The sequence below is a fragment of the Vibrio sp. 1CM8B genome, from assembly GCF_023161685.1.
GTDB classification, from domain to species: Bacteria; Pseudomonadota; Gammaproteobacteria; order Enterobacterales; family Vibrionaceae; genus Vibrio; species Vibrio coralliirubri.
Genome location: NZ_JALNTU010000023.1, coordinates 21,650 through 37,163 on the forward strand (window position 1 = coordinate 21,650; position 15,514 = coordinate 37,163).

Below are 15,514 nucleotides of genomic sequence, written 5' to 3' on the forward strand. Positions count from 1 at the left end.
TTGATTCGAATTTAAGCGATTAAACCGGACAGCGACTGCCAAAGAATACTCGTGCCAATCAGGCTGAATACCACGCCACATAAGCCATCGATGTATACCGTTGCTTCGCTAAGTTTTTTCTGTAGAGCCTTAGTCGAAAGCATCCACGCCAGTAGTGAAAACCAAAACAGAGACAGGCCAAACAGGATAATAAGCGCAAAGCCTTTACCTGATAGAGACATGTCGGCAGGCACTAAGCTCGACATCAAGCTAATAAAGAACACCAAAGCCTTTGGGTTGAGAATATTGGTCGCAAACCCTTTCGAAAATGCCTGACGCTTGTTGGTCAGAATCAGATCTTTGGCATTGACGGTATCGTCTTCATCGTCGTGGTTCTGAATGATTTGCCAGGTTGCTTTAAGTGCACCGTAGCCTAAGTACAGCAAGTAGCTACCGCCAGCCAATTGGATAATGGCAAATAGGGTTGGTTGCTGGTGGACTAGGTAACTGATTCCCGTCAGGCTCAGTAACGAATGCAGTAAGATCCCGCAAGATAAACCAAGCGCAATGTACAAGCCTGTTTGTCTGCCGTGGCGTGTCGCATTTTGCACTACTAACGCAAAGTCTGGGCCGGGGCTCATCAAAGCGATGAAATGGATAGAGGCGAGGGTGATCAGTATGGTGACTTCGTTCATGTCAGTTCTCAATAACGTTGCCGCTATTATTAAATAAGTAATCGTATTGAGCGTAGCTTACCGCGATTTGAAATCGAGCAATTGTAAATTATCAACACTTAGTTGATTTGTGAGGGTGGTACGCCGAATGTGGTTTTGAATGCCTTGGAGAAGTGTGCTTGATCATAGAAGCCTACTTGGTGCGCGACCTTAGTACCACATATCCCAGACTTAATCAGACGCATGCTCTGTTCCATACGTAAACGGCTCAGCCACGCGTAAGGGGTGATGCCCATTCTATTCTTAAAGTGGCGTTGGAATTGAGTTGTGGTTAAGCCGCACAGCTCAGACAGTTGCTCTAATCGTACTGGTTGATCCAAATTCGCCATTAAATAGTCTTTGAGCGTATCAATCGATTGATTGCCCAGTTTGATGTCGCTCTTCGATCCAAATTTGGCATAACGATCGACAATCGTCGAGAACCCCTCGAATGGTAAGCAATCTTGAGCGAGTTGGCTGATGTTTTGATTGATTAACAGACCGTGCAAGTTGCGTAATTGTAAAAACGCAGCTTGATCGGAGAGGATCAACTCTGAAAAGCCTAATGTGTGACCATTTTGCTTGGGATCGGCAAGATCTTGAAACCATTGAGGAGAAACTGCAAACACACTGACTTGATAACCTGAATCGAGTTTGGAGTGCCCATCATGCAGCTCATCAGGTGGCATGATAACCACTTGGCCTGCACCAACATTGTGGCTTGTCCCTTTATAGGCGAATTTTTGCTGCCCTTGGGTAATCAAGCCAATGTGAAAGTCCAAATGATAGTGGCGCTGAAAGGCAAACTCTTGGTATTGAGCTTGGATCAGGCTGATATCTTCTGTTGGGGTGGAGTAATAGTGGACTTTATCCATGGTACAAAAAAGCTTGGTCAAATAGTCATCAATTCAACCAAGCTTATCTGCGTATTAAGGGATTGTCTTGTAAAAAACGATCAATATCACTGTTTAGCGCGTTTGTTCTTCTTGTTGTTACGCAGGCCATCAAAGCTGAAAATAACCAGTGCTCCCCATATGAAAGCAAAGGTGATCGCTTTATCTGATGTAAAGGCTTCACCGTAAATCAGAACTGCCAGTAAGAACATCAAGCTTGGACCGATGTACTGGAAGAAACCGAGTGTCGATAGCTTCAAGCGAGTTGCAGCGCCAGTGAAACACAGTAATGGAACCGTGGTAATCACACCGGCAGCAACCAATAACAGGTTGAGTTGCATCGGGTTCATCGATAAGTTTGAGGTCGGGCTATCGGCAATAAACAGTAAGTAGGTTGCGGCAAGAGGCAGCATCACCAGAGTTTCAATGAACAATCCCGTTTGTGCTTCTAAGCTGACTTTCTTACGCAGCAAGCCATAAAAGCCAAAGCTAAAGGCTAGGGCAATGGCGACGATTGGTACTGAGCCGAAGGCAATTAATTGGATTAATACGCCAATCGCAGCAAGAGCCACTGCAAACCATTGCAGCTTACGTAAGCGCTCGCCGAGGAAGAGCATTCCGAGCAACACGTTAATCAGCGGGTTGATGTAATACCCCAAACTGGCATCGAGCATGTGATTGGAGTTGACCGCCCAGATAAAGATTAGCCAGTTAGCGCCCACCAAAATAGATGTCGCCACCAAATAGAGCATTTTTGGTTTTGAGGTCAGGGTGTCACGAACTTTACGCCAGCTGCGGCCAATGTGCAGTAAGAAAGCGAGTAGGAAAAAAGACCATACTACACGGTGGCTGAGGATCTCTAACGGGGAAACGTCACTTAAAGATTTGAAATATATAGGGGCGATCCCCCACATTGTGTAGGCGCCGACGGCAAGCAAAACTCCCTGGCGCGTACGTTGTTGTTCTTCCTGTGTCATGCATCTTTCTCTAGCACTGAGTGCTTATTAATAAGATTTATAAGAGAGTTGGTCAGTATAGGAGCGATAACCCTTTTCACCTAACAATTTGCGGTTTAATTCGCCAGCGTTCCCCTCTACAATGTGCGACTTGCTTGCCGAAAATGCTTGCTGATTTCATACCTCAATTAGGAACCACAATGACCGCCACTCTGATTGCTGAGCAAATACCAACTCCCGCGAATGATGCGCAAACCATCTTACAAGATGTGTTTGGCTATCAAAGCTTTCGCGATGGTCAGCAAGAGGTCATTGATTTGGCCGTTGAAGGCAAAGATAGCTTGGTGATTATGCCAACCGGTGGTGGTAAATCTCTGTGTTACCAAATTCCGGCTTTGGTTCGTGAAGGACTGACTCTGGTTATCTCGCCGCTGATCTCGTTGATGAAAGACCAAGTCGATCAACTGAAGGCCAATGGTGTTGCCGCTGAGTGTATTAACTCTTCAATGCCACGTGACCAATTGCTGAATGTGTTCAATCGCATGAACTCAGGTCAGCTAAAAATGGTTTATGTGTCGCCAGAGCGTGTGTTGATGCGTGACTTTATCGAACGTCTTCAAGGCTTACCGCTTTCGATGATTGCGGTGGATGAAGCGCACTGTATCTCTCAATGGGGTCACGACTTCCGCCCTGAATACGCATCATTAGGTCAGCTTAAACAATATTTTCCGCATGTGCCTTACATGGCGCTCACAGCAACCGCTGATGATGCCACGCGTAAAGATATTATCTCGCGTTTGCAACTCCTGGATCCGCACACTTACTTAGGCAGCTTTGATCGCCCTAATATTCGCTACAACTTGGTTGAGAAGCACAAACCCGTGTCACAGGTGGTTCGCTACCTAGAAACACAAAAGGGCAATTGCGGCATCATCTACTGTGGTAGCCGTAAGAAAGTGGAGATGGTGACCGAGAAGCTATGCAATAACGGTATTCGCGCCGCGGGTTATCACGCTGGTATGGACACCGATGAGCGTGCTTACGTTCAAGAAGCCTTCCAACGCGATGATATTCAGATCGTGGTCGCGACTGTTGCCTTCGGTATGGGCATCAACAAACCCAACGTACGCTTTGTGGTGCACTTTGATATCCCACGCAATATCGAGTCTTACTATCAAGAGACTGGCCGTGCAGGTCGTGATGGTTTACCTGCTGAAGCGATGATGCTGTTTGACCCGGCCGATATGGGTTGGCTGCGTCGTATGCTGGATGAGAAAGAAGAAGGCCCGCAAAAACAGGTTGAGATGCACAAGTTGAACGCGATGAGTGCTTTTGCAGAAGCGCAAACCTGTCGTCGTCAGGTTCTGCTTAACTACTTTGGTGAGTATCGTGAGAAGCAATGTGGCAACTGCGATATCTGCCTCGATCCACCCAAGCATTTTGATGCGACCCAAGAAGCGCAAAAGGCGTTGTCTTGTGTGTACCGCGTGAATCAGTCGTTTGGTATGGGCTACGTGGTCGAAGTGATGCGTGGTATGCAGAATATCCGTGTCCGCGATAATGGTCACGATAAGCTGTCTACCTACGGTATTGGCCGCGACCATAGCCACGATTACTGGATCAGTATCTTCCGTCAGCTGATTCATAAAGGTTTGTTGTTCCAAAACATCACTCGTAACTCGACATTACAGCTAACAGAAGAAGCCCGTCCGCTGCTGCGTGGTGAGATGTCTTTGGAGTTGGCTGTACCTCGTTTAGATACCGCGGTGCGTAATGCGAAGTCCGATAAACTGAGCAGTAAGAACTACGATAAGAAGCTGTTTGCGAAGCTGCGAAAGCTGCGTAAGTCGATTGCTGATGAAGATGGCTTGCCACCTTATGTGGTATTCAGTGATGCGACCTTGATTGATATGGCTGAAATACTGCCTACCTCATACGGAGAAATGCTGGCAGTCAACGGTGTTGGTCAACGTAAACTGGATAAGTACGCAGACCCATTCCTAGATTTGATTCAAGAACACATTACCACACACGGCTAGTTTGCAAGAAACGTCTAACTAATAGAAAAAGAATAAGGTTAATAGGGACATGACAACACAAACAGAATTTGGCTTAAGAGAGTATCTGGCTGAGGAAGGGCGTTTATTGATTACGTCTCCAAGTTTTGATTTTGATTCTTACGAAGTGCTAGGTGAAAAGCTGGTGGCGTTGCTGTCAGCGTCAGTTGTTGAAAAACAATGGGACGCCGATATGCATTCTTGGCTGATTGATTTTGAAGATTGCCGAATGTTCTTAAAGTCTGAACATTACAGTGAATCAATTTGGTTTGAGTCGTTAAACGCTGAAGAAAGCCGAGAAGAGTTTGATTATCTCGCGACGCTTTTCAAGCGCGGTTTCTAACTTTTGGCATCTCTTCTAAAACACAGCTTCTAGCGCTATTCACCAATAAAAGTGAGAATAAACGTTTGCGTTTGTTCTCACCGTTGCAGCCAATATTGATTAATGTATAATCGCCCGCCGCTCAGCAGAGCAATTTTTAGATACATTTTTAATTCACATTATTGGTAAGAGCTTTCTTGGATTTTTCTAAGAAATGACTCGATTTGGGTTCCCTCACCCCCAAACCAAACTAAAAAGGTACAGCATGAGTAACTTTACCCCTGCGCAACAGCGCAAAGCCCTAGCACTATTAGTTTTGTTCCATTTGGTGATTATTGCGTCAAGCAACTATCTGGTTCAGCTACCTTTTACCGTCTTCGGTATGCACACCACTTGGGGCGCTTTCACTTTCCCGTTTATCTTCCTAGCGACCGATCTGACAGTACGCATTTTTGGCGCGCAGCTTGCTCGTAAAATCATTTTCTTAGTGATGTTGCCTGCACTGGCCGTTTCTTATTTCTTGTCAGTGGTGTTCTTTGAAGGTTCATTCCAAGGCTTTAGCCAATTAGGTGAGTTCAACTTGTTTGTTGCACGTATCGCCGCGGCGAGCTTCATGGCTTATTTATTGGGTCAGATCTTGGATGTGCATGTGTTCAACCGCCTACGTCAGCTTAAACAGTGGTGGGTTGCGCCAACGTGTTCAACGTTATTCGGTAATGCCATTGATACCATCGCGTTCTTTGCGATTGCGTTCTATCAAAGCCCAGATCCATTCATGGCCGAGCATTGGACTGAGATTGCCTTAGTCGATTACGGATTCAAACTTATCATCAGCTTAGGCTTGTTCGTGCCTATGTACGGTGTGCTTCTTAACTACATTGTTAGAAAGCTAACCGCAGTGAACCCTGACTTTAAAGCGACAGGCGTGAACGTATAGCTTTTTACTATCGATAGTTCGATAAGACCTTAATCATTCAGTGCCCTTTGATTTTAGTTGAAGGGCGCTTATTCCCCTCTATTTTTCTTCTCTTCTCTTCTCTTCTCTAGCGATTTTCTCCCTCTGTACCTTCAAATGCACTACCCAGATAACTTGTTTTTTTATTATAAGTAATTGATAAGTAGTTGGTTTATGTTTTCTTTATATCGTTATTATTGAATGGTACTCCTTTGGTGATGTGGTGAACGTGTACGTTTGTAGAATGGCGGCTCTTTGTCATTATGAGGCTCGCCATGTTCATCCTTATCACCTTCAAACTCTACTGTGTATACAGCGACTATCGCCGTAAAAAGTGGAAGAAAGCATTTTCTATTCAATCGGAATAATTCGATGGTTCGAAGTGAGCACTCTCGTAATGGAGTTTATGAGATGAAGTGTGCAAAGGAAGCGTGCAGGGAAGTGAGTAATAAAAAGGCCTTCAATTGTGAAGGCCTTTTGTGTATCTAAACAGGTGTAAGAATTACGACTCTGCGATCGTCAGAGGCCAACCAATGTCTGTTTGACGGTTGGATTCGATCTCTAGTTCAGCGGCGGTCAGTGGATTACTCGCAAGCCATTGCTTATCGATGGTGAGCGTTAAGTTGTCACCATTGGCTGTCAGTGTCACTTGTGGCTCAAGGTCTGGATTACGACGGTGAGTCAACAAAATAGCCAAACGCAGAATACGTAAGATACGCTTGCTGCTGGTACCTGAGATAGCGTGTTGCTCTGGTAATGAGGTTAACTGTTCACGGTAGCGACGAGTTAACTCACCCAAGTAGTGCTTTTGCGCTCGAGTAAAGCCAGGTAGGTCTAAGTTCTGCAGCAGGTAAGCGCTGTGCTCACCGCCTTTTTTGAAATCGATGGTTAAACCAATCTCGTGAAGCTTAGCTGCCGTTTGCAATAGCACGCCAGCTTGAGGTTCTGAAACCCAGGTTTCGGCGCCTGCTTGGTCTAGCAGCGTTTGTGCGACGACAGCAACTTGTTCACCGTAGCTTACGTCCATTTGGTAGCGTGATTGAACACTCTTAATGGTACGTGCACGGATATCTTCTTGGCGTAGCTCATCAACCATCTCGTAGGCTAGGCCTTCACGGAGTGCACCGCCTGCGAGTGTCATTGAATCTATTTCAAGCAGCTCAAAAATCGCAATAAGAATAGAAAGGCCACTCGGGAACACTAATGCGCGTTCAAGGGTCAGTCCTTCGATTTCTAGCTCTTCCAAGCGCTCAGTAATCATCGCTTGTTTCTGTAGGCGCTTAAGTTTGGCATGAGTAATCACTTCATCCATGCCTTGCGCCAACATGATCTCTTGCAGTGCTTGAACGGTACCACTAGCGCCCACACACACATCCCATCCGATATCAGTGTAGCTATCTAGGATAGGAGCCAACGTCGACTTCGCCGCTTCAATGGCGTTGTTAAAGTTGGTTGCGGTTAATTGGCGATCTTTAAAGTGGCGCTCAAGCCAAGTAACACAGCCCATCTTCAGGCTGGTTAGTGCTTTCGCTGAGAAGCCTTCACCAATGATCATCTCGGTGCTTGCGCCACCAATATCTACAACCAGTCGGCGGCCGCTGCCACCAGAAGTATGTGCTACGCCTTTATAGATAGTCGCAGCTTCTTCTTCACCGGAGATAACATTGATGTCGTAACCAAGGATCTGGTTCGCTTTCTCTAGAAATATATCCACATTGATAGCAGTACGTAGGGTCGCTGTACCGACAATGCGGATATTTTCTTTCGGAATATCTTGCAGTCGCTCTGCAAAGAGACTCAAACAGTCCCAACCGCGCTGCATGGCTTCTGTACTAAGCGCATTATTTTCATCTAAGCCTGCAGCTAAACGCACTTTGCGCTTAATTTTAGCCATGGTTTGTACGCTGCCATCGATATGACGCACAACGAGCATATGAAAACTGTTCGACCCGAGGTCGATTGCAGCGTAAAGCGGGGGTGACACTGTTTGACTCATAAGCGACTAAGCTTCCTTGTTATGACGCGGTTGGCGTGGGCGACGGTTTTGGTTTGGTTTACGGCTACCGTTGCGTGGGCCATTGTTGTTTGAGCGACGTTGTTGCGGGTTACGTGTACGTAAGCGCAATGGTGCTGGTAGATCTTCTAGCAGTGCAGAAGCATCGTAGTCAGACACAGGGATAGCGTGCTCAATGTATTCTTCGATTGGTGGCAAGTTGATTGCGTAATCTTCACAAGCAAAGCTGATCGAGTGACCACTTGCACCAGCACGACCTGTACGGCCGATACGGTGAACGTAATCTTCACAGTCATCAGGTAGGTCGAAGTTGAATACGTGTGTTACTTGAGGAATGTGTAGACCACGTGCTGCAACATCGGTTGCGACAAGCAGGTCAACATCACCTTTAGTGAATTGCTCAAGAATCTTTTCACGTTTCTTCTGAGGAACATCGCCAGTTAGCAGGCCAACACGGTGACCATCTGCAGCTAGGTGACCCCAAACAGACTCACATTTGTGCTTAGTGTTAGCGAAGATGATAGCGCGCTCTGGCCACTCTTCTTCAACTAGAGTCTGCAGAAGTGCCATTTTGTGTTCGTTTGATGGGTAGAACAGCTCTTCCTGAATGCGGTGACCTGTTTTACGCTCTGGCTCAACAACAACATGCTCTGGGTTGTGCATGTGTTCGAACGCTAGCTCTTGTACGCGGTAAGACAATGTCGCAGAGAACAGCATGTTCAGGCGATCTTTTGGCTCAGGCATACGGCGGAATAAGAAGCGGATGTCTTTGATGAAACCAAGATCGAACATGCGATCAGCTTCGTCAAGAACAACAGCTTGAATGTGGTTAAGGTTAAATACCTTCTGCTTGTAGAAATCGATGATGCGGCCAGTTGTACCAATTAAGATATCTGCGCCTTCTTCGATTTTACCTAGTTGCTTGTCGTAGCTTTCGCCACCGTAAGCAAGTGCTGCCTTGATACCTGTGCTTTCAACCAGAGAGTCAGCATCGTTGTAGATCTGAATCGCGAGTTCACGCGTTGGTGCCATAATAATCGCACGTGGCTGGTTAGGCTTACGCCCTTCATGCTCAGGTGTTTTTAGCAGGTGGTTAAAAGTAGCAGTAAGAAACGCAAGCGTTTTACCAGTACCCGTTTGGGCCTGGCCTGCAATGTCTTGGCCGGTGAGCAGTACCGGGAGCGCCAAGGCTTGGATAGGGGTACAATAATCGAACCCTTTTTTCTCCAATCCTTCAATGACTTGCGGAAGTAAATCCAAGTCGGCGAACTTTTGCTCTGTGATATGCGTCTTTTTCATTGCTATAGAATATCAGCTTAAGCTTGCAATACGAAAGTAAATACATTCCAATAGGGCATCTATTTACTGGTTATCATCCAACCAGTTCTAAAAAATACATTGGAGTGGAAGATGAGTGATAAGATTTTGCAGCTAACTGATGACGGTTTTGATAACGATGTAATCAACGCTGCAGGCCCTGTTCTTGTTGATTTTTGGGCAGAATGGTGTGGTCCATGTAAAATGATTGCGCCGATTCTTGATGAAATCGCAGACGAGTACGAAGGCAAGCTCACAATCGGTAAATTAAATATCGACCAAAATGCTGGTACTCCACCAAAGTTTGGTATTCGCGGTATTCCAACGCTACTTCTTTTCAAAGATGGCGGCGTAGCAGCGACTAAAGTTGGTGCATTATCTAAAACTCAACTTAAAGAGTTCTTAGACGCTAACCTATAATCAGGTCAGCATTTGAAAAGAAACCGTGCAGTTAACAAATGCGCGGTTTTGTTTTTTCTAAGCTATGGACTAGTCTTAGTTTTAGTGCTAATTTATCGCACGTTAATTGAACGAATTTCTCTTCTTGGTCGATCCTGTGACCAAATCCTTCTTAACTTAAGAAAACAGATCCTATTTTGACTAAACAAACTTCCACCACTATGAATCTTACTGAACTGAAGAACAGACCTGTGTCTGAGCTTGTTAAACTTAGCGAAAGCTTAGGTCTTGAAAATCAAGCTCGCCTAAGAAAACAAGACATTATCTTCTCCATCCTTAAAGCGCATGCAAAAAGTGGTGAAGACATCTTTGGTGATGGTGTTCTAGAAATTCTTCAAGACGGTTTTGGTTTCCTACGTAGCGCCGACAGTTCATACCTGGCTGGCCCAGATGATATCTACGTATCACCAAGCCAAATTCGTCGTTTTAACCTACGTACAGGTGACTCTATTGGCGGTAAAATCCGTCCACCTAAAGACGGTGAGCGTTACTTTGCACTGCTTAAAGTAAACACGGTTAACTACGACAAGCCAGACAACGCTCGTAACAAGATTCTTTTCGAAAACCTTACTCCTCTTCACGCTAACGAACGTATGGTGATGGAAGCGGGTAATGGTGCGACTGAAGATATTACGGCTCGTATTCTTGACCTCGCATCTCCAATTGGTAAAGGTCAGCGTGGTCTGATTGTTGCTCCGCCTAAAGCGGGTAAGACAATGCTTCTGCAAAACATTGCTCAAAGCATTGCACGTAACCATCCTGAGTGTGAACTAATGGTTCTACTTATCGATGAGCGTCCAGAAGAAGTAACAGAAATGCAGCGTCTAGTTAAAGGCGAAGTAGTTGCTTCAACATTCGATGAGCCAGCATCTCGCCACGTACAAGTTGCAGAAATGGTTATCGAGAAAGCGAAACGCCTTGTTGAACACAAGAAAGACGTAGTTATCCTACTGGATTCTATTACTCGTCTAGCTCGTGCTTACAACACTGTGATCCCTTCATCAGGTAAAGTTCTTACTGGTGGTGTTGATGCGAATGCTCTACATCGTCCAAAGCGTTTCTTCGGTGCGGCACGTAACGTAGAAGAAGGCGGTAGCTTAACGATCATCGCAACAGCACTGGTTGATACTGGTTCTAAGATGGATGAAGTTATCTACGAAGAATTCAAAGGTACAGGTAACATGGAACTGCACCTTAACCGTAAGATTGCTGAAAAACGCGTGTTCCCAGCGATTGATTTCAACCGCTCTGGTACTCGTCGTGAAGAGCTTCTTACCAAGAACGATGAACTACAGAAGATGTGGATCCTGCGTAAGATTGTTCACCCAATGGGCGAAATCGACGCAATGGAATTCCTTATCGACAAGCTAGCAATGACGAAAACGAACGATGAGTTCTTTGACGCAATGCGTCGTCAGTAATATTGATTAGCTGATCGTTATTTAATAAGCGCTGCCCTCGGGTGGCGCTTTTTATTTGCATTTTGTAGCGACAGCTTGCAGAATGAATAAAAGTGTTACAAGGAAGTTAAAATGCGACATGGACTGTTGTCATCATTACTCCTGTCTACTTCACTGTTATTTTCACCGGTTGGTATGAGCTATGCCACCGAGATGTCTCCACTTACAGTAGAGTCTTGGCTTGAGAATGATCAAGTAAAACTGAAAACTGCTGAACTACTCGAGCTTGTCGTACGTGACGAAGTCAATTCGCTACGCTTTGCGCTTGAGCGCCTGACATTTCCCCAGCAAGAGGTGGCTCGTTACCAACTCTTGAAGAAGCTTGAACAGCAAAAAATCGTACTCACACCCAAGATGTCTATCTTCATTGAGCAGCAACTTGCTATCACGCCCACTTATCAAGTCTTAGAACGTGGAGATGGCTATGAGTTTACGGTACCTGCCTTTAATTACCCTTCAATTGCTAATCGCCTTATTAAACAATGGCGTCAAGATCAGAAGACATTGGTATTTGTACTAGATGCAGAGAAACAGGAACTCGACCTAAAAGAGTGGTTATCTGGATCTGAACATCAAGTTCAAACGCGAGAAGCGTTGCTCATTAGAGAGCTAGACAGTTTGTCTCCTGAAGCGGTTGATTACCTAACTAAGCAACTCACTGCATCTTCTATTGTTAGCTGGTTACCTTCTACTGAGGTGGTGGTTCGATTAGCGCAAGTGAGCGAAGACCCAGAGGTCTACAAAATTCTATGGCGAATGAAGGCCGATTATCATAGCCAAGCTGAGCTAGTCCGCCTTGCTGAAACCAAACAAACGTTCGCGCTTGAACAAGTAATGGCGGCGACTAAAAACCCGCGTTTGAAAGATGAAGCGATTACTTTGCTTACCAAAGTTAACCCGTTATCAGAAGAGGTGAAGCTGTTCCTTGTCTCTAGGATGGCGATTGCTGATGAAGCACCATTAGTCGCGCGTGAACTCGCCAAACAAGGTCATACGCGATGGTTGCAAGATCTCGTCAATGATAACCCTCAGGTGAAGAGCTCTTTGATCGAGCAAGCATTACCGTAAAGTGGATTTTGCCTCTCAATAACCACACTAAAAAGGGGGACCTCAGCGTCACCCTTTTTGATATACTGAGCGCAGAATAATCAGCATGTAGAAGTCCTATGAGTTTTAAAGATTTACGTGATTTTATCGACCATCTTGAAAGTATTGGTCAGTTGAAACGCATTTCTCACCCAGTCGATCCAGACTACGAAATGACCGAGATTAGCGACCGTACTCTACGTGCTGGTGGCCCGGCTCTTTTGTTTGAAAATCCAGTAGGCTATGACATGCCTGTTTTGACCAACCTATTTGGTACACCTAATCGGGTTGCTATTGGTATGGGGCGTCAGGAAGTCAAAGAACTGCGTGAAGTGGGCAAGTTGCTTGCTTACCTAAAAGAACCTGAGCCACCAAAAGGCTTTAAAGACGCTCTTGATAAACTGCCTGTATTTAAGCAAGTCTTAAACATGCCGGCTAAACGCCTTCGCAAAGCGGCTTGCCAACAAGTGGTATGGCAAGGCGATGACGTCGACCTAGATAAAATTCCCGTGATGAGCTGTTGGGCTGACGATGTCGCGCCATTGCTAACATGGGGTTTGACGGTTACTCGTGGTCCAAACAAGAAACGCCAAAACTTAGGCATCTATCGTCAACAGAAGATCGGTAAGAATAAAATTATCATGCGTTGGTTAGCCCACCGTGGTGGAGCATTGGATCTGCGTGATTGGATGGAAACCAATCCAGGAAAACCATTCCCAGTATCGGTAGCGTTTGGTGCTGATCCTGCCACCATTCTTGGTGCGGTTACGCCAGTGCCGGATACTTTATCTGAGTACGCGTTTGCAGGCTTACTGCGTGGTAGTAAAACTGAGGTCGTTAAATCAATCAGCAACGACTTAGAAGTTCCTGCAAGTGCAGAAATCGTGATGGAAGGTTACATCGACCCGAATGAATTCGCAGATGAAGGGCCTTACGGAGATCATACTGGTTACTACAACGAGAAAGAAAAGCACCATGTGTTTACTATTACTCATGTAACCATGCGCGAGAACCCTATCTATCACAGCACCTATACTGGCCGTCCACCTGATGAGCCTGCGGTATTAGGTGTTGCGCTAAATGAAGTGTTTGTGCCTATTCTTCAAAAGCAGTTCCCAGAGATTGAAGATTTCTATCTACCGCCTGAAGGTTGTTCGTACCGAATGGCAGTAGTGACCATGAAGAAGCAATACCCAGGTCACGCTAAGCGAGTGATGATGGGTGTATGGTCTTTCTTACGCCAATTCATGTACACCAAATTTGTATTGGTGTGTGATGAAGATGTGAATGCACGTGATTGGTCTCAAGTAACCGCAGCGATGTGCGAACATATGGATCCGTCACGCGATAGCCTGATGATAGAGAACACGCCGATCGATTCATTGGATTTTGCCTCACCCGTGGTTGGGTTGGGTTCTAAGATGGGTCTAGATATCACTAAGAAGTGGGACGCAGAGTTAGCGTTATCGCCAGATGTCCAAACAGCACCTGTAAATAGTGAACATATAGAAGGTAGCTTGGCTGAGTTAACCAAGGTTCATCCTGAAATTATTGATATTCACCTGCAAAACGACAATGCCAGCATGGTTGTGGTGTCTATTGATAAGCAAGCTGCCGGTAATGGTAAGAAAATCATGGAAGCGGTTTGGTCTCAATTTGATGAGAACAAGTTTGTTATCGTGTGTGACGGCGATGTCAACGTGAGCGATTGGAATGACATCATTTGGGCGGTAACGACCAGAATGGATCCTGCGAGAGATACGTTATTCCTACAGAACGAAACTGGACACTCAAAAATGGGCCTCGATGCGACCAATAAGTGGGAAGGTGAATGCTTGCGTGAGTGGGGTGTACCAATCACAAAAGATCCTGATGTCGTGAAAAAGATTGATAGCATCTGGGAACAGCTAGGAATTTCATGAGCTACCAAGTAGTCTTATACCCAGAAAACATCAGTTTCACAGTAGAAAAAGGGCAAACGGTCTTGGATGCTGCGCTCAACAGCGATATCTATTTCCCAAACCGTTGCCAGGTTGGCGCATGCGCAATGTGTATGTGCAAAAAATTAGAAGGGCAAGTGAGTTACCACCTTGAACCCATGCTCACAGAGAAAGAGCAGCAACAAGGCTGGATTTTTGCTTGCCAAGCATTTGCAGAAAGTAATTTAGTTCTAACCTTTGCCGATTAAGGGTTAGTAAGAGGAAGAACATGACTATTAAATGTAAAGTGAAGTCTATCGAGCCTTTGGCTTGTAATACTTACCAAATCCTACTTCACCCAGAAACACCAGTCGCTTTTAAAGCGGGCCAGTACCTGATGGTTGAAATGGGCGAGAAAGATAAGCGCCCATTCTCTATCGCAAGTAGCCCTTGCCGCCACGAAGGTGAGCTTGAACTGCACATTGGTGCTGCCGAGCACAACGCTTACGCACTAGAAGTGGTTGAAGCGATGAAGAAGGCACAAGCTGAAGATGGCGATATTGCGATTGATGCGCCTCACGGAGATGCTTGGATCAAAGAAGAAAGCGATCGCCCTCTATTACTTATTGCTGGTGGTACTGGCTTCAGCTACGTGCGCTCTATTCTTGATCACTGCATCGCGCAAAATAGCTCGAAAGAGATCTACCTATACTGGGGCGCAAAAGATGAGTGCCAGTTATATGCGAAAGAAGAGTTGGTTGGCATTGCAGAAAAGCATAGCAATGTGCACTTTGTACCGGTAGTAGAAGAAGCACCGGAAGTTTGGCACGGTCAAACAGGTAATGTGCTTGAGGCTATAACGCAAAGTTTCGAATCATTAGCTGATTTCGATATCTATATTGCAGGTCGTTTTGAAATGGCAGGCGCTGCAAGAGACCTATTTACTCAGAATAAAGAAGCAAAGCGTGACCATATGTACGCTGATGCTTACGCATTTATCTAACAATACCTTTAGGTTTTGAGCAAAAAGAGAGCAGAAATGCTCTCTTTTTTACGTTTAGGTGAACTATTAGGCAGTTAACCCCTATTTATTCATTTTTTATGAAAAAGTAGTTGCTAAGCTGAGAGGGTTCCCTATAATGCGACACCACTGAGACGGCAGACGCCACAAGGCTTCAGCAAGAATCAGTAAGACGGAAAGCGACAAAAAATTAATTTTCAAAAAGTGTTTGACACTGAATGTTAATTCGCTAGAATGGCCGTCCACTTCGAGAGGCTCCTTACTTAAAAGGAACGCTCAAGAAGTTAAGCTCTTTAACAATTTAAACCTATCAATCTGTGTGGGCACTCGTTGATGAATATCAAAACGTTTTATCGTTAGATA

At 45.4% G+C, this 15,514-nt stretch carries 14 protein-coding genes; 9 read left to right on the forward strand and 5 right to left on the reverse strand.

Annotation, left to right across the window (positions count from 1 at the left end; all coding sequences use genetic code 11):
- Positions 1-11: 11 nt before the first annotated feature.
- From MSG36_RS23440 to rarD, 3 genes are all read right to left on the reverse strand, one after another.
- On the reverse strand, positions 12-674 hold the full coding sequence (locus MSG36_RS23440; RefSeq protein WP_248369896.1) for a LysE family translocator: 663 nt from the start codon (positions 672-674) through the stop codon (positions 12-14).
- Positions 675-772: 98 nt separating this feature from the next.
- Complete coding sequence (locus tag MSG36_RS23445; RefSeq protein WP_248369902.1) at positions 773-1,567, reverse strand: AraC family transcriptional regulator; 795 nt, start codon at positions 1,565-1,567, stop codon at positions 773-775.
- Between the two features lie 86 nt (positions 1,568-1,653).
- Entirely contained in the window at positions 1,654-2,562 is a 909-nt protein-coding gene (gene rarD, locus MSG36_RS23450) for an EamA family transporter RarD (RefSeq protein WP_017061330.1), read from the reverse strand.
- 179 nt (positions 2,563-2,741) lie between these two features.
- Between rarD and recQ the strand changes: the two genes are divergently transcribed.
- The 3 genes from recQ to MSG36_RS23465 all read left to right on the forward strand — a co-directional run bounded on the left by recQ (position 2,742) and on the right by MSG36_RS23465 (position 5,857).
- Positions 2,742-4,580: an ATP-dependent DNA helicase RecQ gene (recQ, locus tag MSG36_RS23455; RefSeq protein ID WP_017065746.1), complete on the forward strand. Its 1,839-nt coding sequence runs from the start codon at positions 2,742-2,744 to the stop codon at positions 4,578-4,580.
- A 49-nt stretch (positions 4,581-4,629) separates the two neighbouring features.
- Positions 4,630-4,941: a DUF3630 family protein gene (locus MSG36_RS23460; protein WP_017061332.1), complete on the forward strand. Its 312-nt coding sequence runs from the start codon at positions 4,630-4,632 to the stop codon at positions 4,939-4,941.
- Positions 4,942-5,185: 244 nt separating this feature from the next.
- On the forward strand, positions 5,186-5,857 hold the full coding sequence (locus tag MSG36_RS23465) for a 7-cyano-7-deazaguanine/7-aminomethyl-7-deazaguanine transporter (RefSeq protein WP_048613244.1): 672 nt from the start codon (positions 5,186-5,188) through the stop codon (positions 5,855-5,857).
- Between the two features lie 520 nt (positions 5,858-6,377).
- On the opposite strand, the gene gppA is transcribed toward MSG36_RS23465, so the two are convergent.
- Together gppA and rhlB are read right to left on the reverse strand one after the other, a co-directional pair.
- The gene (gppA, locus tag MSG36_RS23470; protein ID WP_050622236.1) at positions 6,378-7,871 is read right to left on the reverse strand and encodes a guanosine-5'-triphosphate,3'-diphosphate diphosphatase; all 1,494 of its coding nucleotides are present in this window, start codon (positions 7,869-7,871) and stop codon (positions 6,378-6,380) included.
- 6 nt (positions 7,872-7,877) lie between these two features.
- Positions 7,878-9,188, reverse strand: coding sequence for an ATP-dependent RNA helicase RhlB (gene rhlB / locus MSG36_RS23475; protein ID WP_248369898.1), 1,311 nt, complete (start codon positions 9,186-9,188; stop codon positions 7,878-7,880).
- Positions 9,189-9,299: 111 nt separating this feature from the next.
- On the opposite strand from rhlB, the gene trxA reads away from it, so the two are divergent.
- From trxA to fre, 6 genes are all read left to right on the forward strand, one after another.
- Positions 9,300-9,626, forward strand: coding sequence for a thioredoxin TrxA (trxA, locus tag MSG36_RS23480; RefSeq protein WP_010440700.1), 327 nt, complete (start codon positions 9,300-9,302; stop codon positions 9,624-9,626).
- Between the two features lie 200 nt (positions 9,627-9,826).
- Complete coding sequence (gene rho, locus MSG36_RS23485) at positions 9,827-11,086, forward strand: transcription termination factor Rho (protein WP_017062978.1); 1,260 nt, start codon at positions 9,827-9,829, stop codon at positions 11,084-11,086.
- A 111-nt stretch (positions 11,087-11,197) separates the two neighbouring features.
- Complete coding sequence (locus MSG36_RS23490) at positions 11,198-12,193, forward strand: hypothetical protein (protein WP_248369900.1); 996 nt, start codon at positions 11,198-11,200, stop codon at positions 12,191-12,193.
- 98 nt (positions 12,194-12,291) lie between these two features.
- Entirely contained in the window at positions 12,292-14,133 is a 1,842-nt protein-coding gene (gene ubiD / locus MSG36_RS23495; RefSeq protein ID WP_050649546.1) for a 4-hydroxy-3-polyprenylbenzoate decarboxylase, read from the forward strand.
- On the forward strand, positions 14,130-14,399 hold the full coding sequence (locus tag MSG36_RS23500) for a 2Fe-2S iron-sulfur cluster-binding protein (RefSeq protein WP_008224727.1): 270 nt from the start codon (positions 14,130-14,132) through the stop codon (positions 14,397-14,399). The genes ubiD and MSG36_RS23500 overlap by 4 nt, the downstream gene beginning before the upstream one ends.
- Before the next feature lie 20 nt (positions 14,400-14,419).
- Positions 14,420-15,133 carry an NAD(P)H-flavin reductase gene (gene fre / locus MSG36_RS23505; protein WP_017055264.1) on the forward strand — a complete coding sequence of 238 codons (714 nt, stop codon included), beginning with the start codon at positions 14,420-14,422 and terminating at the stop codon, positions 15,131-15,133.
- Positions 15,134-15,514: the final 381 nt, after the last annotated feature.